Annotated in this window: 18 protein-coding genes; 9 read left to right on the top strand and 9 right to left on the bottom strand. The window is 48.7% G+C overall.

Features of this window, described 5'->3' with window-relative positions; all coding sequences use genetic code 11:
- The first annotated feature begins 12 nt into the window (after window positions 1-12).
- From EXU85_RS16125 to cobA, 5 genes are all read left to right on the top strand, one after another.
- Complete coding sequence (locus EXU85_RS16125) at window positions 13-1188, top strand: efflux RND transporter periplasmic adaptor subunit (RefSeq protein ID WP_142773071.1); 1176 nt, start codon at window positions 13-15, stop codon at window positions 1186-1188.
- A gap of 29 nt (window positions 1189-1217) precedes the next feature.
- The gene (locus tag EXU85_RS16120; protein ID WP_142773070.1) at window positions 1218-1952 is read left to right on the top strand and encodes a ZIP family metal transporter; all 735 of its coding nucleotides are present in this window, start codon (window positions 1218-1220) and stop codon (window positions 1950-1952) included.
- A gap of 125 nt (window positions 1953-2077) precedes the next feature.
- Window positions 2078-4123 carry a transketolase gene (gene tkt / locus EXU85_RS16115; protein ID WP_142773069.1) on the top strand — a complete coding sequence of 682 codons (2046 nt, stop codon included), beginning with the start codon at window positions 2078-2080 and terminating at the stop codon, window positions 4121-4123.
- A gap of 259 nt (window positions 4124-4382) precedes the next feature.
- Window positions 4383-6533: a nitrite/sulfite reductase gene (locus EXU85_RS16110; protein WP_142773068.1), complete on the top strand. Its 2151-nt coding sequence runs from the start codon at window positions 4383-4385 to the stop codon at window positions 6531-6533.
- An 88-nt stretch (window positions 6534-6621) separates the two neighbouring features.
- Window positions 6622-7374 (top strand): uroporphyrinogen-III C-methyltransferase, encoded by a 753-nt coding sequence (cobA, locus tag EXU85_RS16105; protein WP_142773067.1) that lies wholly within the window; start codon window positions 6622-6624, stop codon window positions 7372-7374.
- Between the two features lie 108 nt (window positions 7375-7482).
- On the opposite strand, the gene hisS is transcribed toward cobA, so the two are convergent.
- Window positions 7483-8847: a histidine--tRNA ligase gene (hisS, locus tag EXU85_RS16100; RefSeq protein ID WP_142773066.1), complete on the bottom strand. Its 1365-nt coding sequence runs from the start codon at window positions 8845-8847 to the stop codon at window positions 7483-7485.
- A gap of 231 nt (window positions 8848-9078) precedes the next feature.
- On the opposite strand from hisS, the gene EXU85_RS35380 reads away from it, so the two are divergent.
- Entirely contained in the window at window positions 9079-9234 is a 156-nt protein-coding gene (locus EXU85_RS35380; protein WP_168207803.1) for a hypothetical protein, read from the top strand.
- A gap of 23 nt (window positions 9235-9257) precedes the next feature.
- Here EXU85_RS35380 and EXU85_RS16095 read toward each other — a convergent pair whose 3' ends face one another.
- The 6 genes from EXU85_RS16095 to EXU85_RS16070 all read right to left on the bottom strand — a co-directional run bounded on the left by EXU85_RS16095 (window position 9258) and on the right by EXU85_RS16070 (window position 17771).
- Entirely contained in the window at window positions 9258-9614 is a 357-nt protein-coding gene (locus tag EXU85_RS16095; protein WP_142773065.1) for a hypothetical protein, read from the bottom strand.
- A 110-nt stretch (window positions 9615-9724) separates the two neighbouring features.
- On the bottom strand, window positions 9725-10732 hold the full coding sequence (locus tag EXU85_RS16090) for a glycosyltransferase (RefSeq protein WP_142773064.1): 1008 nt from the start codon (window positions 10730-10732) through the stop codon (window positions 9725-9727).
- A gap of 81 nt (window positions 10733-10813) precedes the next feature.
- Window positions 10814-12109, bottom strand: a complete 1296-nt coding sequence (gene hemL, locus EXU85_RS16085) for a glutamate-1-semialdehyde 2,1-aminomutase (protein WP_142773063.1) — start codon at window positions 12107-12109, stop codon at window positions 10814-10816.
- Between the two features lie 92 nt (window positions 12110-12201).
- Window positions 12202-13980, bottom strand: a complete 1779-nt coding sequence (locus EXU85_RS16080; protein WP_371732020.1) for a tetratricopeptide repeat protein — start codon at window positions 13978-13980, stop codon at window positions 12202-12204.
- Between the two features lie 122 nt (window positions 13981-14102).
- Window positions 14103-15956: a membrane protein insertase YidC gene (gene yidC / locus EXU85_RS16075; protein WP_142773062.1), complete on the bottom strand. Its 1854-nt coding sequence runs from the start codon at window positions 15954-15956 to the stop codon at window positions 14103-14105.
- 117 nt (window positions 15957-16073) lie between these two features.
- Entirely contained in the window at window positions 16074-17771 is a 1698-nt protein-coding gene (locus EXU85_RS16070; RefSeq protein ID WP_142773061.1) for a CTP synthase, read from the bottom strand.
- A gap of 271 nt (window positions 17772-18042) precedes the next feature.
- On the opposite strand from EXU85_RS16070, the gene EXU85_RS16065 reads away from it, so the two are divergent.
- The 3 genes from EXU85_RS16065 to EXU85_RS16055 all read left to right on the top strand — a co-directional run bounded on the left by EXU85_RS16065 (window position 18043) and on the right by EXU85_RS16055 (window position 19034).
- The gene (locus EXU85_RS16065; protein WP_142773060.1) at window positions 18043-18507 is read left to right on the top strand and encodes a GNAT family N-acetyltransferase; all 465 of its coding nucleotides are present in this window, start codon (window positions 18043-18045) and stop codon (window positions 18505-18507) included.
- Between the two features lie 139 nt (window positions 18508-18646).
- Window positions 18647-18808, top strand: coding sequence for a DUF4160 domain-containing protein (locus EXU85_RS16060; protein WP_371732046.1), 162 nt, complete (start codon window positions 18647-18649; stop codon window positions 18806-18808).
- Complete coding sequence (locus tag EXU85_RS16055) at window positions 18792-19034, top strand: DUF2442 domain-containing protein (protein ID WP_142773059.1); 243 nt, start codon at window positions 18792-18794, stop codon at window positions 19032-19034. The genes EXU85_RS16060 and EXU85_RS16055 overlap by 17 nt, the downstream gene beginning before the upstream one ends.
- Window positions 19035-19090: 56 nt before the next feature.
- Here the strand turns inward: EXU85_RS16055 and EXU85_RS16050 are convergent, their stop codons facing one another.
- Window positions 19091-19732 (bottom strand): gluconate 2-dehydrogenase subunit 3 family protein, encoded by a 642-nt coding sequence (locus EXU85_RS16050; protein WP_142773058.1) that lies wholly within the window; start codon window positions 19730-19732, stop codon window positions 19091-19093.
- A complete protein-coding gene (locus EXU85_RS16045) occupies window positions 19729-20184 on the bottom strand; it encodes a four helix bundle protein (RefSeq protein ID WP_142773057.1) in 456 nt (151 codons plus the stop codon). Before EXU85_RS16045 ends, EXU85_RS16050 begins: the two co-directional genes overlap by 4 nt.
- Between the last annotated feature and the right edge of the window lie 20 nt (window positions 20185-20204).

The following is a 20204-nucleotide window of genomic DNA, read 5'->3' as shown; positions in this document are numbered from 1 at the left end:
TACTCATTCCCCATGAAAACGACTCAAACGAAAAAACAGATAATTTTTGGGATATTTGTCGGACTAGCTGGCCTCTGGAGCTGTTCCTCCTCCGAAAAAAAGTCGGAAACGGCTCCCATATCGTCCAGTCAATCTGCGTCTACGGTTACCATCAGTGCCGCCCAGTTTATTGAAACAGGTATTCAACTGGGTGGCCCGGATACCCTTACGTTGGGAGAAACGATCCAGGCAACGGGTAAGCTCGAAGCCCCACCCGATCAATGGGCTACAGTGAGTGCCCCCATGGGTGGCTTTGTCCGGTCAGCCCAATTGGTGGAAGGGGATTTTGTCCGCAAAGGCCAGGTACTGGCTGTATTGGAGCACCCCGATTACGTCAAATTACAACAGGAGTACCTGCAAGCCAAAGCCAAGAATCGTTTTGAACGCCAGGAACTTGACCGACAAACCGAGCTGGTTCGGGAGGAAGTGGGCGCACGACGGAAACTACAGCAATCGACGTCGGAGTTTGAAACAACTACGGCTTTGCTGTCTTCACTGGAGGCCCAACTGGCTCAGCTGCATATTCCACTGGAAAGCCTTCGCAACGGAAAAATTAGCCGTACTATTCCGCTTCTGGCTCCCATTAGTGGGTACGTCGACAAAGTCAACCTACGCCTGGGCCAGTACGTGGGCACGACGGATGCACTCATCGAGATTGTTGGGAAAGAGCACCTCTACCTCGAACTGCGCGTTTTCGAGAATGATATCCGCCATGTTCGGGAGGGACAACTGGTGCGTTTCACCGTGCCCCAGCAACAAACCGGCGACATGCAGGCGAGAGTGATTCGGGTAGGCCAATCCTTTGACGCGCAAACCAAAACAGTACTGGTACATGCCGACTTAGTGGCGGGGAAACATGATCGACTTTTCGCTGGCTCGTATGTTCGCGCTACAATTCTGGCCGCTCCCCGGCAGGTGGTCGCCTTGCCCGAAGATGCGCTGATCAAAGAAGGCAACCGGGTGTTTGTTTACATTCGAAAGGCCAACAGTCCAGCAGGTACCTATCAATTTGGCATGCTTCCGGTCCGAGCTGGCATTACCCAAAATCATCGAACTGAAGTAGCCTTACCAGCCTCTATAGACCCATCCTCAATTGTGCGGCAAGGGGCTTATTTCATTAGTGCCGAACGGGCTAAGACAGCGGGGTAATTCTCAAGTCACTGACTAAATCAATCAACATGACACCAATTGTTCAACAAATTCTAGTTTACGCGCTTCTGCCTGCCCTTGGGCTTAGCCTGGGCGGATTAATAGCCGTTTATTTCCGGTTATCCATTAAGCTACAAAGTGCCGTACTTCATTTTGCAGCCGGGGTCATTTTCTCCGTTGTAGCCGTCGAGATTTTGCCCGAAGTGGTTCATTTACACCATCCTGTATTGACGGCCCTGGGGTTCGGGGCAGGCATCCTCCTGATGCTCCTGATCCGTCAATGGACGGAAGCAAAGGAACACCAGAGCAAAAAGAAAGATACCGGCGGAAAATGGCCCATTACGTTCCTGATTGTTATTGGTATCGATGTGTTTGTCGATGGCTTACTGTTAGGCGTTGGCTTTGCCGCGGGCGCAAAACAGGGGAAACTACTGGCGTTTGCGCTGGGAATCGAAAGCCTGTCCCTTGGACTGGCCACAGCAACGTCACTCGTCAAAAACAAGCTGACACGAGGCCGAATTAGTAGTCTGATTGTTGGCTTTGCCGCTTTATTTCTACTCAGCACGGGCCTGGGAGCCAGCCTGCTGCAAAATGTATCCGAACAAGTGCTGGATATGGTACTATCGGTGGGATTGGCAGCGTTGCTGTTTCTTGTTACCGATGAATTACTCACCGAAGCGCATATTGCCGAAGAGCCCGCCTGGTTAACCGCCACCTTTTATGCGGGGTTTCTCTTCTTTTTACTGCTGGGGATGGTTATGTAAGCTACGTTGGACCAATTCAGTAATTTTTTCAACCCTTCATGGCGGTTCACGTGTTACTACCTAACAACCGGCCTGACAATCGGATATCCAATCAGGTCTATTGTTTACTAGCTGACTCGTTCGTTATGACTAAACATTCTGTTGACCTCGACCAACTTAGCGTGAACACCATCCGACTGCTATCGGTCGATGCCGTTCAAAAAGCAAATTCGGGACATCCTGGTTTACCGTTGGGAGCCGCTCCTATGGCGTATGTTCTCTGGTCGCGCTTTCTGCGATTTAACCCCAAAGACCCCAAATGGCCCAACCGGGATCGATTTGTGTTATCCGCAGGGCACGGGTCTGCCCTACTCTACAGCCTGTTGCACCTGTACGGCTACGATCTTTCTCTGAATGACCTGAAACAGTTCCGGCAACTCCATTCAAAGACACCCGGCCATCCAGAATCAAATCTGACGCCTGGGGTTGAAGTAACCACTGGACCGTTGGGACAGGGTTTTGCCAATGGGGTTGGGATGGCAATGGCCGAAGCCTTTCTGGCCGCCACCTACAACCGAGATGGGTATACCCTCATGGATCATTACACCTATTCGATTGTTAGCGACGGTGATTTGATGGAGGGAATTGCCTCAGAAGCGGCTTCGCTGGCGGGTCACCTGAAATTAGGCAAGCTCATTTACCTCTACGATGATAACCTGATCTCGCTCGATGGCCCCACGAATCTGGCCTTTACCGAGGACCGGATGGCTCGGTTCGAGGCCTATGGCTGGCACACCCAGCAGGTAACCGATGGCAACAATCTGGATGCAATTGAAGCCGCCATTCGATTAGCTCAGGCCGAAACCGAACGTCCGTCTATTATCGCCGTGCGCACGATCATTGGCTACGGTAGTCCGCAGGAAGGTACCAGTAAAGTGCACGGTAGCCCATTGGGGGAAGAGAATGTGCGAAAAACGAAGGAATTCTTCGGTTGGGACCCCGACAAGTCATTTGTCATACCGGAGGAAGTAAAACCCCACCTGCTCGAAGCCGGAAAACGCGGAGCCGATGTACAGGCCGACTGGAAAAAGCAGTTTGCCGCTTATAAGGACCAATTTCCCGATCAGGCCAACGACTTTAGCCGATCCTTTTCCGGTAAGCTCCCCGAAGACTGGGAAGCTGATTTACCTAAATTTACCCCGGCCGATGGCCCACTGGCCACCCGTCAGGCGTCTGGTAAAGCACTGGAGGCTTTGAAAAAGCGGGTTCCTTTCCTGTTTGGGGGATCTGCTGATCTGGCATCGTCTAATGACATGCCCACAAAAGGCGATGTTAGTTTCCAGCCGGGTCGTTACGAAAACTCGAATATCTGGTTTGGCGTGCGCGAACACGCTATGGGCGCAGCTCTCAATGGAATGGCTCAACACGGTGGAATACACCCTTATGGCGGTACCTTCCTCAACTTTTCTGACTATATGCGGGGCGCTATCCGGCTGACTGCCCTTGCCGAATCGGCTGCAACGTTTGTGTTCACCCACGACAGCATCGGCTTAGGGGAAGACGGCCCCACGCACCAGCCCGTTGAGCAGTTCGTATCGTTACGCACCATTCCAAACGTAATTGTCCTTCGCCCGGCCGATGCCAACGAAACCGTTGAAGCCTGGCGCGTAGCCATGAAACAGCCTAAAACGCCTGTATTGCTGCTACTCTCCCGCCAGAAATTACCGGTGCTTGACCAGAGTAAATACGGTTCGGCACGGGGGCTGGAAAAAGGAGCCTATATTCTCAGTGAATGCGAAGGCATCCCCCAGCTTATTTTGATCGCCACAGGCTCGGAAGTATCGCTGGTACTGGAGGCTCAGACAGCGTTAAAAAAACAGGGTATTCGGTCTCGGGTTGTCAGTATGCCTTCCTGGGAGTTATTTGAGCAACAGGACAAGACCTATCAGCATCAGGTGCTACCTCCGGCTATCCGCAAACGATTGGCGGTAGAAGTAGGCTCCCCCATTGGCTGGCACAAATACGTTACCGACGAGGGGACGACCATCAGCATGAATCGCTTTGGCCTTTCCGGACCCGGCGAAGAGGTCATGGCTTACTTTGGTTTTACGGTCGAAAACGTTGTCAACCAGGCGAAAGCCGTTTTGAAAGGCCAACCAGAGGGTATAGAGAAGAAAGAGGTACTGTCCTGAACAAGTTACTGCGTTAAGGCTAAAGGTCATTATCGGTTTAGGGTTAACGCAGTAAAACAGATCGATGAAACGGCCGGTGTTCCGTTATAAATAACACACTTCTATAACCGTTCTTTATCGTCCATAACCAGAAGTTGGGCATCCCCAGAACTTTATGCCGGTCGAATGGCTTTATATTTGTACATAAACGAATACGCCGGGCTGTTCCGGCGTTTCGTTTTAATAAGCTAGACTATTAAATCTATAGACAATATACCTTATGTCTATTCAGCTCACTGACAATGTAAGTACAGCCGCCCGTCGCGACATTCTCGATCTGGCTCAGAAAATCGGTTCGTTTCAGCAAGGGGATATCGCCGATGAAGCGTTCCGGAAATTCCGTCTGACACGGGGTGTATATGGCCAGCGGCAACCAGGGGTACAAATGATTCGGATCAAGCTCCCCCACGGACGCATCACGGCCGATCAACTGGTTCGTATTGCTGACTTATCGGACAAGTATGCAACGGGCAACCTCCACGCTACTACCCGCCAGGATATCCAGCTGCACTTTGTCAAATTGGCCGATTCGCCCCAACTCTGGGCTGATCTGGAAGATGCGGGCATTACCCTGAAAGAAGCCTGTGGCAACACCGTCCGGAACGTAACCGGTTCGGCACGGGCAGGCGTTGATCCACTAGAGCCGTTTGATATAACCCCCTACGCTCACGCTATATTCGATTATTTCCTGCGTAATCCAATTTGCCAGGATATGGGTCGTAAGTTTAAAATTTCGCTTTCATCCAGCGAGAAAGACTCTGCTTATGGCTATATGCACGATGTTGGGCTAGTTGCCCGCACGCAGAATGGCCAGCGGGGATTCAAAGTAATGCTGGGTGGTGGTTTGGGCGCTCAGCCTTTTTCGGCACAAACCGCATTTGAGTTTCTGGAAGAAGACCGGGTAATTCCGTTTATTGAAGGTGTCATTCGCGTATTCGACCGCTATGGGGAGCGCCAAAAGCGGCATAAAGCCCGGATGAAGTACCTGCTCAATGACATTGGGCTAGAGGAACTGCTCCGTCGGATTGCCGACGAAACACCCGCTTTACGCGTCAAATCGTATGAAGTCGGCGAGACCTCCGGCAATTCGCTCTTTGCAACACCACCAGCCGCTCGTCCGGATGCTCCGGCTCCGAATGTCCTTAGTGGGAACGAAGGTTTTGAGCGCTGGCTGAAAACCAACGTTTTCGAACAGAAGCAGGCGGGATGGTATGCCGTTCAACTCCGGGTGTTACTGGGTGATATGCATTCCGATACAGCCCGTGCTCTGGCACAAATTGTAAACCAGTATGCAGCCGATGATATTCGGGTGACGGTCAATCAAGGGTACTTACTTCGTTTTGTGAAGCCTGAGGATTTACCTGCTATTTATGAAGCCTTGAATGCACTGGGATTAGCTGACCCTGGTTTCGATACCACCGCTGATATTACCACCTGCCCCGGTACGGACACCTGCAATCTGGCCATTTCAAGCAGTTACGGGATTACACGGGCACTGGAAACCATGATGCACGACGAATTCCCGGATCTGGTATTCAACGACGATATCAAAATCAAGATTTCGGGCTGCATGAATGGCTGTGGACAGCACTCGGTGGCCAACATTGGCTATCACGGCTCATCACTCAAAAATGGGGCTTACGTGCTCCCTGCCCTACAAGTGCTGCTCGGGGGCGGTTTCAACGGAAAAGGCGAAGGATTGATTGCCGACAAAGTCATTAAAATCCCGGCTAAACGTGGTCCCGATTCGTTGCGTTATTTACTGCGTGACTTCGAAGCGAATTCATTCGATGGCGAGTACTATAGTGATTACTATGCCCGTCAGGGGAAAAACTACTTTTACCAGTTACTGAAACCACTGGCCGACCTCAAAACTCTCATTGACAGTGATTATATCGATTGGGACCATACGGAACAGTACGTAACGGAGGTTGGTATTGGTGAGTGCGCTAGCGTACTAATCGACCTGGTGGCTACAACCCTGACAGAAGCCAGCGAAAAACTGGGCTGGGCACGGGAAGCCCTTGCGGAAAGTCGCTGGTCCGATGCCTTATACCATACATACAACGTATTTATAACAGGGGCTCGAGCCGCCTTGATGAGTCGGGACGTACCCACTAATACGCAACATGGCATTGTTAGCGATTTCGATAAAACCTTTGTTGGTGAACCGGATTTCCACCAGGTAGAAGGCGAGTTTAAAGCACTGGTGTTCAGTATAAACAAACAGGAGCCGTCGGAAGAGTTTGCCCGCCGATTCATTGCCCAGGCCGAAGCGTTCCTGCAAACCGTTCAAGCCAACCGCGAAGCTCAGATCGAGCAGGAAGGTTTACCCGAACTACAGGAATTAACCCAGGCGCAGGACAGTTAATTTTCAATGAGTGAATGAGCGAATGAGTGAATAAGCTTCGCGTTAGCAACTCACTCATTCGCTCATTCACTCATTCATCATTGAAATCATGAAACTTACTCTTGTAGGAGCGGGTCCGGGAGATGCGGATCTGATAACGGTAAAGGGAATCAAAGCGTTACAACAGGCCAATGTGGTTATGTATGATGCACTGGTTCACCCGGATTTACTCGACTATTGCCGTCCCGACACCCTGAAAGTCTACGTAGGCAAACGCCGGGGCGCCTATTCGTGCGTTCAGGAAGACATTAATCCCTTGATCGTACACTATGCGCAACAATACGGGCATGTAGTGCGGCTGAAGGGTGGTGATTCGTTTGTATTTGGGCGTGGTTATGAGGAAGTTGATTACGCTCGTCAGCACGGGATCGACACGCATGTAGTGCCCGGTTTGTCGAGTAGCTATGCGGTACCTGCCGCAGCAGGAATACCCCTCACCACGCGAGGTCTCTCTGAAAGTTTCTGGGTAGTAACGGGTACCACTAAAGAAGGGCAACTGTCAGCCGATCTTACCTTGGCAGCTCAGTCGTCGGCAACGGTTGTGATACTGATGGGCATGCACAAACTGGCAGAAATTATGGCCGTTTTTGCGAATTGTGGTAAAACCGAAACGCCCGTTGCCATCATTCAGAATGGAACCCTACCCGAACAGCAGCTTGTGATTGGCAATGTAGAAACCATCAACGAGAAAGTGGCAGAGTCTGGGATCAGTAATCCCGCAATCATCGTCATCGGCGAAGTAGCCGCACTTCCACAAATAGACCTCCAAACGGTTCTTAGCGCGGCTAAAGTAGGCCTGTAAGTGAACCCCATTTCTAGTTTGTCATATCCCGTTCGACCCCATTCGGGGTCGTATGTCTATAGTAAAAGATACCTCTATAAACATACGACCCCGAATGGGGTCGAACGGTTACTGCACGACTTGCACAATTTCATCGGGGGTCACTTTCGTCTGCTCGCCGGTTAGCATATTCTTTAGCGAAAGGATGCCTGTCTGCACTTCTTCCGAGCCAATCAGCACCACATACGGGATAGCTTTGGCATTGGCATAGTCCATCATCTTTTTCACTTTCGCCAGGTCAGGATACACCTCCGAGACAACATTGGCAGCGCGGAGTTTACTCAATAAAGGCAAGGCAACTCCGCGAGCTTCCAAATCGAATGGGATGATGAGCACCTGGGTTCCCTGCCCAGCATTTGCCGGAAACAGGTTTAGCTCCTCCATCACGTCATAAATCCGGTCTACACCAAACGAGATTCCCACGCCCGATAAACCTGGCATACCGAAGGCGCCCGTCAGGTTATCATAGCGTCCACCCCCACTAACACTTCCAATCGATACGCCGTTAGCTTTTACCTCAAAAATGGCTCCGGTATAGTACGAAAGCCCACGGGCCAGTGTCGGATCTAATTCTACACGGCTGTCTGCTAAGCCGTATTGACTGACTAATTCAAGTGTTTCTTTAAGTTCGGTAATTCCCTGGCAAGCCGTTTCGGATGAAACAAGCCATGTTTGGAGTTGATCCACTACCTGAGATACCTCCTGATTCATAAACCCAAACAGTGGATCAAGGTTAACAATGGCCTCCTCCGTAAAACCTCGTTCCCGAAGCTCATCCAGTACTTTCTCCTTACCGATCTTATCCAGTTTATCAATAGCCACAGATAATAACCCCTCCTGGCCGGGTGCTCCTATTACCTCAGCGATACCCGCCAGAACTTTCCGGTTGTTTAACTTCAGCGTGAAATCCTGAATATTGAGATTTCTAAATACCTCGTGGATCATGAGAATGATTTCGGCCTCACAAATCAATGAATCAGTACCAACTACATCGGCATCGCACTGGTAAAATTCCCGGTAGCGCCCTTTCTGTGGTCGGTCGGCACGCCAAACGGGTTGCATCTGATAACGCTTGAAAGGCATGGTCAGGTTATTCCGGTTCATCACCACGTAGCGGGCGAAGGGAACCGTCAGGTCATAACGCAGGCCTTTTTCGGAAATTTTAGGGGTTAGTTTTTTAGACCCCGACGCCAGATCGAGTTCGGTAAGCGTAGCGGCAAAATCGCCGGAATTGAGGATTTTGAATAATAACTGGTCACCTTCGTCACCGTATTTTCCTGTTAGGGTTGACAGGTTTTCCATGGATGGGGTTTCGAGGGGCTGGAAGCCAAACCGTTGGAATGTCCTGCGAATGGTATCGAATATAAATAGCCGTTTGCGCATTTGCTCCGGGCCAAAGTCACGGGTGCCTTTTGGTAAGCTTGGTTTTTGCATGCTGCAAAATTAAGAGACAGGAGTACAGGATTTGCAGAAATCAAAAAGGTTTATGGACAGGATTACAGGATTAACAGGATTTTTAGCCCATCCAACTTCCGTTAATCCTGTCAAATCATTTCTTTTAACTGGCATGGTAGTATAAAAATCCTGTCAATCCTGTCAATCCTGTCAGAAAAAACCGTATTTTTGCACCTTGATTTTGAACCGATACGTTAAAAACATACAATCATGGGAGTAACAGAACTAAAGCGTAAGGCTCGCCGGAACCGCGCTATTGCCAACAATAAAGTAAATGCGATCAAGCAATTGCTGCGTAAGCCAACGATCAAGAACGTAGATATTGACGCCATCAAGGCATCGTTTGCAGAAAAGAAAGCTGCTTAAGTTTTTTCAATGACTTGTTTCAGTCATTTAACCTCGCCCTTAGTAGGCGAGGTTTTGCGTTTCTGGAGAATCCGGGTCAGTTCGCGATCCCGCTTTTTAAGCTCCCGGCGCACAAACCGGCGATAGTCCAACTGAGCCCGGTAGCGAACCGCCTGCCCAAATAATAATAGTCCACTGTTAATCAGGATCAGGCTATACGCACCCCATAGAAACCATTGCCGAAACGGAGCTCCCGAATGGTTTGCCTCAGCTGCTACACTCAACACACACAGTCCCGCACTAAACAACAACAAACCCAGAGGAGCTATAATCAGTCCCTTCGTTCGGGTGCTCATACGTTTCACTAATCGTTGGCCGGGTGGTTTAGCAAGCTTGGTCATAGAAATGCGTCGTTCAGCGGAATTTGGTAGATAACGTTCAACAGGCCAATTTCGTTACGATTGGTGAAGGGTTGGCCTAAATATAAACGAAAATGGTCTATTGATCCTTTTCAGGATGGGTACTCAATACTAGCCCCTGTTTCGCGAAACTGTTTCGGTTCCCAAAATCGTTTCCAGCCTTCACTTAAAAACCCTACCCCATAACCTGTTAATTGGACAAAGGCTGCCTCGACACTCAGTAAACCAACTTGTAAACTTTTTTCTTTTCGGGTAGCATCAATAAAAATGAGGATTGCCAATACGATAAGTACACTCAAGGCAAGCCAGAAGAGTACGGGGCTTATTAAGGCCCAGACCGGTACGGTGGCTAAAAACAGCGTGAATAAAGCCGGAAAGGTATGAACGAGCTTTAGCTCGCTGGGATAATACCGGGAGATGTTAATCCGGGCGCGACCAAAAAAACGAAGCTGCCGAAAAAACTGACCAAAACTTGTTCGACGTTTGTGATAAATAAAAGCGTCCTGGATTAAGCCGGTTTTGAATCCGTTCTCGATAATGCGGATCGCAAATTCAATGTCCTCCCCCATCCGACTTAGTTTATACCCGCCGATCGTTTCCCAGACCTTCCTCGATAAGCCCATATTGAAACTTCTTGGGTGATAGGTACCGCCCAGATTTTTGCCACTGCCCCGAATGCCTCCTGTTGTAAAAGGTGAAGTCATGGAGTAACTAATGGCTTTCTGAATAGGCGTAAACTCAGGATGGGCCGCATCAGGACCGCCATAAGCATCTAACCAGGAGCTCGTAAGCTGTTCGTTGACAACCTGGAAGTAGTGATCAGGAATGAGCGCGTCTGAATCGAAAATAACGAAATAATCACCCTTAGCCTGCTTAAAACCGTAGTTTCGGGTGAACCCCTGTCCTGAGTTCTCTTTAAAAAAATACCGGATAGTAAGCTGGTTTTCGAACTCCGTTACGACTCCATCTGCTTTTAATTTAGAGCCGTCCTCAACAACAATAACTTCAAAACTGGTGTAGGTCTGTTTTGTCAGACTACTCAGCAACTCGCGAAGTTCGTCGGGGCGATTGAAGATGGGGATGATAATGGAGAAGAACATAACAATGCATACTATAGAATGAATACTGTAAAATGGGTAATACCCCTGCAAGGCTATCACCAACTGTCCATCTTACAGTATTCAGTCTACAGTATGCATTACTTCCAATAAACTTTCGTCATTCGCCTGAATTACCTGCTCTACTAACTCATCCGTTAAGGCTACCGACAAGAACAGGCTTTCGAACTGCGAGGGTGCCAGGTAAACACCCCGCTTGAGCATGGCGTGAAAATACCGCCCAAACAAGGGTATGTCGCAGGTCTTGGCATCTGTAAAGTTCGATACGGGCTGCTCCGTCATGAACAGCGTGAACATAGAGCCCAGGTGATTGATCGTATAATTCAGCCCGATTTTCAGTAGACTAGCCTTGAAACCGGAGGTTAGCTTCTCGCCAATTTCCTCCAGGTGCGTATAAACTTCGGGATGTTCATTCAGGTGGTGCAACATCGCTAATCCGGCCGACATCGCAATTGGATTGCCTGACAGGGTTCCGGCCTGATAGACGGGTCCAGCGGGAGATACCATATTCATGATATCAGCACGACCACCGTAAGCGCCGACAGGCATCCCGCCACCGATGATTTTCCCCATAGTGGTCAGGTCCGGAATAATGCCAAATCGTTCCTGTGCTCCGCCCTTTGCTAATCGGAAGCCGGTCATGACTTCGTCGAAAATCAGAACAACACCATGCTTGTCGCAGAGCGAACGAATTTCTTCCAGAAAACCGGGTTCGGGCAATACGCAGCCCATATTGCCCACCACAGGCTCCAGAATGACAGCCGCCACCTGGTTATGGTTATTATCCAGCAACGCTTCTACAGCCGCCAGATCATTGAACGGTGCAGTCAGTGTATCGGCAGCCGTAGCTTTTGTAACACCTGGACTATCCGGGATGCCCATCGTCATGGCACCACTTCCGGCAGCGATCAAAAATGAGTCGCCGTGGCCATGGTAGCAGCCTTCAAACTTGATGATCTTGTCCCGATTGGTAAACCCACGCGCTACCCGAATGGCAGCCATGGTAGCCTCTGTACCGGAGTTGACCATCCGTACCTTCTCCACGGAAGGAACCATTGTCGTAATCAATTCGGCCATCTCGACTTCTTTGCGCGTCGGAGCTCCAAATGAAAACGAATGCTGGATGGCATCCCGAACAGCTTTTTCTACGGGCTCGAAGGCATGCCCTAAAATCATGGGGCCCCAGGAATTGATCAGTTCAATATATTGGCGACCATCTTCATCATAGAGATAAGGCCCTTTGGCCGACTTGATAAAAAGTGGTGTACCGCCTACCGCCCGGAATGCCCGCACCGGTGAGTTTACTCCGCCAGGAATCAGCGTTTTAGCTTTTTCGAATAACTGTTCGCTCGTTGTCATTTTTGTGGAGTGAGTGGACTGGGTGGAGTAAGTGTACTGAGTGGGATAGGGCTATACTTACTCTACTCATTACACCTATTTCACTTACTCCACTAATTAATTTTAACCAACCGCCCATCTTCGTATTTTACGATTGGTACGATTTGGTTTTCATTCGTTTGTGTATAGTCGAAACCCGACAGTAAATAATCGTCTGTATCAGAGTGCAGATTGCTTCGATTCCGGGCCTGGAGTCCATTTTTCGCCAATTGCCGCCCAAAGAAAAGCATCATGTCATAGCCTTCACTGGCAAAAACGGATGGTATCGTATTCCGTTTGGCTACGTATTGCTCCTGAAACGAGATGACCGGCTCACGTGAGGTATCTATGAAATCGGGGTAAAGTAAATACAAATCCTTCCGATTGAAGGTTGATGTTGAATTTCGATAAAAATCAAAGGCCGATGCCGTGGTAATGAGTGGCCCCATCACATGCCGTCGACTGAGCGCATCGATCATCCGTGCGCCATCTTCTTCGTTACTACTGGCAAAAAACACATGGCCAACATTGATTGTAGCCGTCGTAGCAGCCGGACGCGTCGTAGTGGGTTTTCCCGTTAGTTGCATGGCATCGGCCATGGCCTGTGCTGTACCACTTACTTTCCGAAAATCAATTACGGTATAATTCTGCTGTTTGAGTTCATTCTGGTAGGTCATTGCCAGCAATGAATCTTTACGGGATGTCCCAAAATAAATGGCCGCCCGGCGGCTCCCATTCAGGCTACGGGTATAGTCGGCCACTTTTTTTGCCTGCTGATTCATCGACGGTTGTGCCAGAAAGGACATGGGTTGATTCGCCACCAACTCGCTACTCGTCGCAATGGGGTTCAGCAGCAGGATATTATTTTGATTGGCATAGGCCGAAGCAATCCGATTCGGTTCTATATAAAGCGGCCCGATAATCAGATCTGTTTGCGCAAAGGCAGGGCTATTAACTAATTCCAGCGTTTTGTTGGCGTCATTATCAAGATCGTAGGCAAACACATTGACCGTGATCCCTTCCTCCTGCAACTTGGCTTTGGCCATCTTGATCCCATCGTACAGGTCATACACATACTGATTGGCACGGGCTCGTTTTTCAGCATTGAACTCATCGAGCCGGAACGGAAACATCACCGCAATGTTATAATAGCCTTTTGGGCGTGAATTACGGGTGGGCGATGTAACTGGCTGACTGGTCTGATTTGGTGTACCTACAACCGTTGATGTGGAGGATTGGGTAGCTGTTACGCCCGGAACGCCAAACCGATTGGTTAGTCGGTCAGACAGTTCCAGATCATCTTTATCGCTAGCGGTTCGTTGGATCAGATCAATCAGGGCAAGCCCAATAATTCGATCATTCGGGAAATTTCTGTTTAGTTGTTTTAGGCTTGTTAGATCAGTAATTCTGTGTATAAAATTCTGTTCCAGTTTCGTAACGTCTGGGCGAAGTGCAGGATCACTTATTTGCTGAATAGTCGTTAGTGCCTCTTCATATTGACCCATTTCCATGGAAACAGCAGCAAGCAAATAATAGGCATCGTTTACTTTACGCCAGTCTGGAAATTGGTCCATTAACTGTTTAAGCATCAGCCGGGATTGAGCAAAATTTCGCTGACGAAATGCGGCAATAGCATAATAATAACTGGCATAGGGGGCCAGAGGCCCCCGTTGCTGAATCAGTACATTCAGATCCGTTTTTGCCCGCTCATAATCGCCTGACCGCAGCAGGTTAACCGCGGCATTGTAGCGTTTCTGAACCTCAGGTGCTATCTGAGCCGTAGTTGTGTGCCCCTGCAGCAAGCAGAACAGACAAACAACCATCAGCTTATACCAACACGATTTACCGTTCATGTTTATTGGGTTAATGCAAAAAAGTAATGAGTTAAGCATGTGGCGTGAAGAGTGAAGAATAATCTATCATGTCTATTCTTACTCTTCACGCTACATGCTTAACTCACAGCTTGACTCTCCACTTACTTCTTGGACTTTGCTTTCCGTTGTGCTTCGTCAGCCTGTTTGCGGGCTTCTTCAGCAGCCGCCAGTTGTTTTTGCAGAAGCGCCTGGAATCCACCGGGTTTCTTACCCTGACCAGCGGCATTTTTCCGCCGATTTTCGTCCAGTACCGCTTTTATTTTGTCCTCATCAACAAACCGGCGAATGAGTTGCTGTTGGGTGATGGTCACTACGTTCGACACGAAGTAATAGAATGTTAAACCAGCCGGATACGAGTTCAGGACAAACATAAACATCAGCGGGAATACATAGCTCAGCGCTTTCATATTCACCGGACCCGGTTGTGTTGGCGTCGTTTGGTTGTTGTAGTAAGCGTACGCGATGGAAGATGCCGTCATCAACACAGTGAACAAGCTCAAATGACTACCCACAAACGGAATGGCGGGAAACTTAATGAACGCATCGTAGGTAGACAGGTCACTTGCCCACAAAAATGATTTCTGCCGCAATTCAATGAGGTTTGGGAAGAGCATAAACAGGGCAAACAGAATTGGCATCGTAGCCAGCACCGGAACGCATCCACTCAGCGGGCTTACCCCTACCTCCTGGTATAGCTTCATTTGCTCAGCCTGCTGCTTGGCCATATCATCGCCAACGCGTTCTTTCATCTCATTCAACTCCGGTTGCAGCACCCGCATTTTAGCCATACTAACGTATGACTTATAGGTTAAGGGGGTTAGAATCAATTTTACAAACACCACCAGGGCAATGATTAGCAACCCGTAATTCGAAATAAACTTTTCGAAGTAGTTAAAGACCGGTACAAAGAAATACTTGTTAATGGGTTTCAGTACAGAATAGCCTAAATACACGTTCCGATCAAATTCCGGGGCTACGCTTCCCAGCAACTGAAAGTCATTCGGGCCATAAAAGAGTTTGTACTGCCCTTTACCCGCTTTAACATCAGCCATCGAAAGACTTACATCTGCAATGGCGGTTTTCACAACACTGCTGTCTGTTGGATCAACAAGCGCTTTAAAGTTAGCCTTGGTTAATGGAGCATTCTTAGCCACAAATCCCGCCAGGAAATACTTGTGTTTAACCGTAAACCACTGTACGGGCTCCTCAACAGTAACTTCCTGATTACTTTCGCCCTCGGTCAGGTTTTGAAAGTTCTCATCGGCAGTAAGGTAATTGATCGTGGCAGCCCGACGGTTGTTGCTCAGGTCGTTTTCATACTGCCGCATCTTATCTTCCCAAAAGAACCGGATATTGTCGTTAGTGACAGCATTACCCAGACCATTTAGTTTCAGACCATAGTCCAGCACATAACCCTCGGCGGGTATAGTGTACACTTGCTCAACCGACTGCCCTGGCGCAACTTCCGCCCGGAATGTAATTTGCTGTGGCTGGCCGCTAACCGTGCTGTTTTGAGCCGTTGTCTGGTAATACAGTTTGTGCAAATCGACTTTACCCCGATTAGTGGGCAATTCCAGTAATGACTTGCTGCTTTGCTCGTCGATGAGCACCAATGGTTTCTGATCGTAGGTCTTGTAGTTTTTTAATACAACCTCCTTCACACGGCCACCCTGCGTACTAAACGTTACTTTAATATCTTTATTCTCAATGATAATATCGCGGGCCTCACCCGTGGCGGCAGCGGCAAAATCACCAAACTGAGCTTTAGCAGCAGCGGAATCGAGCGGTTGCTCTGCCTTGGCAATAGCGGCCTCCGCCCCGGAGGCTGACTTCGGTTTCGTGGTTTGTGTTATTTGGGCCGGCTGTTTTTCGGGCGCGGGTTTCGGTACCAGTAGCTGATAGCCGACCAGCATCGCCAGAATCAGGACAATGCCAATTATTTGATTACGATCCATTTTTATAGTTTGATGTTTGATGTACGATGTTTGATGTTGTAGCTCCCGGAGAAACCACAAACGTCAAACATCAGACGTCAAACTGAATTTCGTGCAAAATTACAGCAATCTAGCTGCTTAATCAACCGCATCGACAGTTTCTACATGGGCGGTTGTTGTAGATGCGGGTTCGGCACGTTTTTGCTGACTATAGGCCAGCGCGGCCTTTACAAATTTCACAAAGAGCGGATGCGGATTTAACACCGTGCTTTTAAGCTCTGGGTGAAACTGCACGCCTACATACCAGGGATGGACTTCCTTAGGTAGCTCAACCACTTCAACTAAGCCCGTTTCCGGGTTAATACCGGTTGGGCGGAGTCCTGCTTTTTCAAAAGCGGCTAAGTAATCATTATTGAATTCATACCGATGGCGATGGCGTTCACTAATCTGCGTCTTGCCATAGATATGGTGTGCCAGCGAATCGCGTTTAAGTTTACAGGCATAGGCCCCTAACCGCATCGTTCCGCCTTTGTCGGTAATGCTTTTCTGCTCTTCCATCATACTAATGACCGGATTAGCCGTGTGGGGCTCCATTTCAGTCGAGTGGGCGTCTTCGATACCCATCACGTTCCGGGCATATTCGATCACCGCCATCTGCATGCCTAAACAGATACCCAGGAATGGAATACCCTGTTCGCGGACGTAACGCACTGCATTGATTTTTCCATCAATACCACGCTCCCCAAAACCAGGCGCAACCAGCACCGCATCCAGTTGACTCAGTACCTCAGAGCAGTGGTGTTCATCCACCAGAGTTTCCGATTGAATCCACTCCAACTGCACTTTACACTCGTTGGTAGCGCCTGCATGAATGAACGACTCCGCAATCGACTTATAGGCGTCGTGAAGCTCAACATATTTCCCCACCAACCCAATACGGACAACATCGCCAGGGTTCTTGAGTCGCCCCAAAAACGCTTTCCAGACGTCCAGATCAGCATCTTTGTCGTTGTAGAGATCCAGCATATACAACGCCCGCTGGTCGAGACGCTCCTTTTGCATGAGCAAGGGTACGTCGTAGATCGTCTCTGCATCAATCGCTTCGATCACAGAACTCACCTGAACGTTACAGAACTGTGCAATTTTCCGACGAATATCCTGCGGCAAGGGGTGTTCGGTTCGGCAGGCAATGATATCAGGTTGCACGCCATTTTCGAGCAACATCCGGACCGAGTGCTGCGTGGGTTTCGTTTTCAGTTCACCCGCCGATTGCAGATAAGGCACCAGTGTAAGGTGAATAACAAGGGTATCTTTTTCCCCTAGCTCAAACTTCAACTGCCGAACAGCTTCGACAAACGGCAGCGATTCGATATCGCCCACGCAACCACCAATTTCGGTAATCACGATGTCGTACTCACCCGTTTCGCCCAGAAGCCGGATATTCCGTTTGATTTCGTCGGTGATATGCGGCACAACCTGCACCGTTTTACCCAGGAAATCGCCACGACGTTCGCGGGTGATGACGTTGTTGTAAATACGCCCGGTGGTAATGTTGTTGGCCTGCGAGGTTGGTCGATTCAGGAATCGCTCGTAGTGGCCAAGGTCGAGGTCGGTTTCAGCGCCGTCGTCGGTGACGTAGCATTCACCGTGTTCGTACGGATTGAGGGTGCCGGGGTCAATGTTGATATACGGATCGAATTTCTGGATCGTTACCGTAAGCCCCCTGGATTGAAGCAATTTAGCCAGCGAAGAAGCAATAATGCCCTTGCCTAATGATGAAGTTACTCCGCCAGTAACAAAAATATATTTCGCGGATTTTGGTCCCGTAGCCGCCATGATTGAAACCTGTTTAGGTCGTTACGGGATGTAAAGGTAAGAGAAATTTAGGAGGAAAGAGAGGATGACAGAAGGAAAAGTTGGTAGGTTTACGCTAATCAATTGGCCATCAGCCGGCTGTTCACTAAATCTTTATGTTGTCTCTTCTTTTTCCCTTTATCTTTACATCATCCAGACAATAGGCGTCAAGTAATTGCGCAAATTATTAACCACAGAGACACAGAGGCCACGGAGATCAACCATTGTTTTACCTCTGCCCCCCCTCCTGATTATGGATCAAAAACTTACCTTTCGCTTAGCCACCGAGAACGATCTACTCACCATCATCAAACTACTCGCCGACGATGCCTTGGGTGCCTTGCGGGAAAACATAGAACTGCCTCTTTCAGAGAACTATACCAAGGCATTTTTCCGCATCTCAAACGATTTTAATCAAGAGTTAACCGTTGCTGAAATCAATGGCGAAATCGTTGGCACGTTCCATATATCGTTTATCCAATACCTCACACATCAGGGCGGATTGCGAGCGCAGATTGAAGCTGTTCGCGTGCATTCAGCCTACCGCGGCAATGGGCTCGGAACCCGGCTTTTTAGCTATGCCATTAACCGGGCTACAGAAAAAGGCTGCCATATGATCCAATTGATAACGGATAAGAAACGACCCAGAGCTATTCAATTCTATGAAACGCTGGGTTTCATAGCAACAAACGAAGGCATGAAACTTAGGTTAGCATAGTAATAAGTAAGCGAATAATACAATAAAGTGCAATTAAAAAAAATATTAATTTGCAACAAAAACCTTAATGCCTACCGTACTCCGCATCGATTGATTTCGATTCTTCTTTTACAGTAAAGAAGGTAATGAGCCACCCCATATACACATCGAGCAAGGTGATGATGTTGCCAAATTCTGGCTCGAACCTGTTGAATTGGAATCTTCTTATGGCTTTTCAGCGAAAGAAATAAATCAAATCCGTAAATTAGTAGTAGAATATCAAGTAACGCTCCTGCAAGCCTGGCATGGCTACTTTAACTAAAAATCCAGAAACCGTTTTCGCCACCGATGTGTGGTTTGAAGATAGTAAACTATATGTCCGCCTAACGGATGGTCGAGAGGTTGGTGTACCTATTGATTGGTATCCCTGCTTACGAGACGCTTCCGAAGTAGATCTCAACAATTGGCGATTTATAGGCCGAGGGCAAGGTATTCATTGGGAAGCTCTTGATGAAGATTTATCGGTAGCAAGTTTCTTACGATTCTAATTGTCACAAAAAAAGGCCCTGAGGAGTTTCTCAGGGCCTTTTTTTGTTGTAAATTGTTATTCCTTCCAGGCATCAATCTCACGTTGTTCATACGCAAGACCATATTGCTTCAGGACATCGTCTGGCACACCGTTCCACTGATTGGGTACGTTTCCTACATAACCCAGATCTTTGATACCGATCTGACTGGTATAAAAACCAGAAGCGGTCATGTTACGCATCATCGAGAAGAACGAAGCGCCCTGCGTCATGTCGGGAGTGGCTTTGCTCGGGTAGGCAATCTGATCCACCATGTCGATCTGCTGCGCTTTGGTGCATAGCACAAACTGCTTGCCATAGCGTTTCACGCAGGTGTTATCCAGCCATTTAATACCACCCCGCATAGGCGTCTGGTTGCGGGGCTGGTCTTTCATCATAAACTCGATGAAAGCCGGAACACCCGCCTGCGAGGCACTCCCCGACCGCTCATCGGCAGGAATGATGATATCGCACAGAACGGTAACGGTTTGTAGTTCGTGGGGGGTAAAGAATTTCTCGGCATGAAGCTTGGCATCACGCTCAGCTTCATGCTTCTGCCGTCCACCCGGAATTTTCAGGGGTTTCGGGTCTGGTGGCTCAGGAACGTTGGCTTCGACAGGATTAACAGCTAAACCAAAGCTGGCGAGCGATAGCGTTTTTAAGGAATCTCTGCGTTTCATAAACCTTCGGGTTTGAGGTTTGTAGTTTGTAGTTCGAGGTTATAGTCCGGTAAATCTTCAGAAACGATGTACTTATTCCCCTTGTAAGTGGAACGGTTCAAATACGCAATCAAATTTGTTATCATTCGACTAACTTCTTCGGCCTGAGCATACAGACTGTCGAACGTGGTCTGGGTAATATATGATTGATCCAATGCCCGATACAGTTGTGATCTTACTTCTCCAGCAGATCCCTTAGCCATACCCAGAAACTGAATAAACTCACCTTTTCCTCCACGCTCAAAACCTTCTGCTATATTATCCATGGCTGACCCACTAGCACGACGTATCTGGCCCTTAAGATCAAAATCTTTGGCAAATGGTCCTTGCGAAGTAATTAGGTATACTTCTTTTGAGACCAAACGAGCTTTTTGCCAAGCCTTCAATTCTTCAAAACGCTGTAAAGTTGCCATGTACTTATAACGTCAGACCT

It is taken from the genome of Spirosoma sp. KCTC 42546 (assembly GCF_006965485.1).
Taxonomy (GTDB): Bacteria; Bacteroidota; Bacteroidia; order Cytophagales; family Spirosomataceae; genus Spirosoma.
The sequence above is the reverse complement of the archived record's forward strand: the minus strand, read 5'-3'. Positions and strand labels throughout refer to the sequence as shown.

Bases quoted from the DNA above. Each gene is read 5' to 3' on its own strand.
- hemL (WP_142773063.1), bottom strand. From the start codon at position 12,109: ATGACAACGAGCGAACAGTTATTCGAAAAAGCTAAAACGCTGATTCCT.
- EXU85_RS16110 (WP_142773068.1), top strand. From the start codon at position 4,383: ATGTCTATTCAGCTCACTGACAATGTAAGTACAGCCGCCCGTCGCGAC.
- EXU85_RS16080 (WP_371732020.1), bottom strand. From the start codon at position 13,980: ATGAACGGTAAATCGTGTTGGTATAAGCTGATGGTTGTTTGTCTGTTC.
- EXU85_RS16070 (WP_142773061.1), bottom strand. From the start codon at position 17,771: ATGGCGGCTACGGGACCAAAATCCGCGAAATATATTTTTGTTACTGGC.
- EXU85_RS16045 (WP_142773057.1), bottom strand. From the start codon at position 20,184: ATGGCAACTTTACAGCGTTTTGAAGAATTGAAGGCTTGGCAAAAAGCT.
- hisS (WP_142773066.1), bottom strand. From the start codon at position 8,847: ATGCAAAAACCAAGCTTACCAAAAGGCACCCGTGACTTTGGCCCGGAG.
- cobA (WP_142773067.1), top strand. From the start codon at position 6,622: ATGAAACTTACTCTTGTAGGAGCGGGTCCGGGAGATGCGGATCTGATA.
- EXU85_RS16055 (WP_142773059.1), top strand. From the start codon at position 18,792: ATGGCTACTTTAACTAAAAATCCAGAAACCGTTTTCGCCACCGATGTG.
- EXU85_RS16120 (WP_142773070.1), top strand. From the start codon at position 1,218: ATGACACCAATTGTTCAACAAATTCTAGTTTACGCGCTTCTGCCTGCC.
- tkt (WP_142773069.1), top strand. From the start codon at position 2,078: ATGACTAAACATTCTGTTGACCTCGACCAACTTAGCGTGAACACCATC.
- EXU85_RS16125 (WP_142773071.1), top strand. From the start codon at position 13: ATGAAAACGACTCAAACGAAAAAACAGATAATTTTTGGGATATTTGTC.
- EXU85_RS16065 (WP_142773060.1), top strand. From the start codon at position 18,043: ATGGATCAAAAACTTACCTTTCGCTTAGCCACCGAGAACGATCTACTC.
- EXU85_RS16095 (WP_142773065.1), bottom strand. From the start codon at position 9,614: ATGACCAAGCTTGCTAAACCACCCGGCCAACGATTAGTGAAACGTATG.
- EXU85_RS16090 (WP_142773064.1), bottom strand. From the start codon at position 10,732: ATGTTCTTCTCCATTATCATCCCCATCTTCAATCGCCCCGACGAACTT.
- yidC (WP_142773062.1), bottom strand. From the start codon at position 15,956: ATGGATCGTAATCAAATAATTGGCATTGTCCTGATTCTGGCGATGCTG.
- EXU85_RS16050 (WP_142773058.1), bottom strand. From the start codon at position 19,732: ATGAAACGCAGAGATTCCTTAAAAACGCTATCGCTCGCCAGCTTTGGT.
- EXU85_RS35380 (WP_168207803.1), top strand. From the start codon at position 9,079: ATGGGAGTAACAGAACTAAAGCGTAAGGCTCGCCGGAACCGCGCTATT.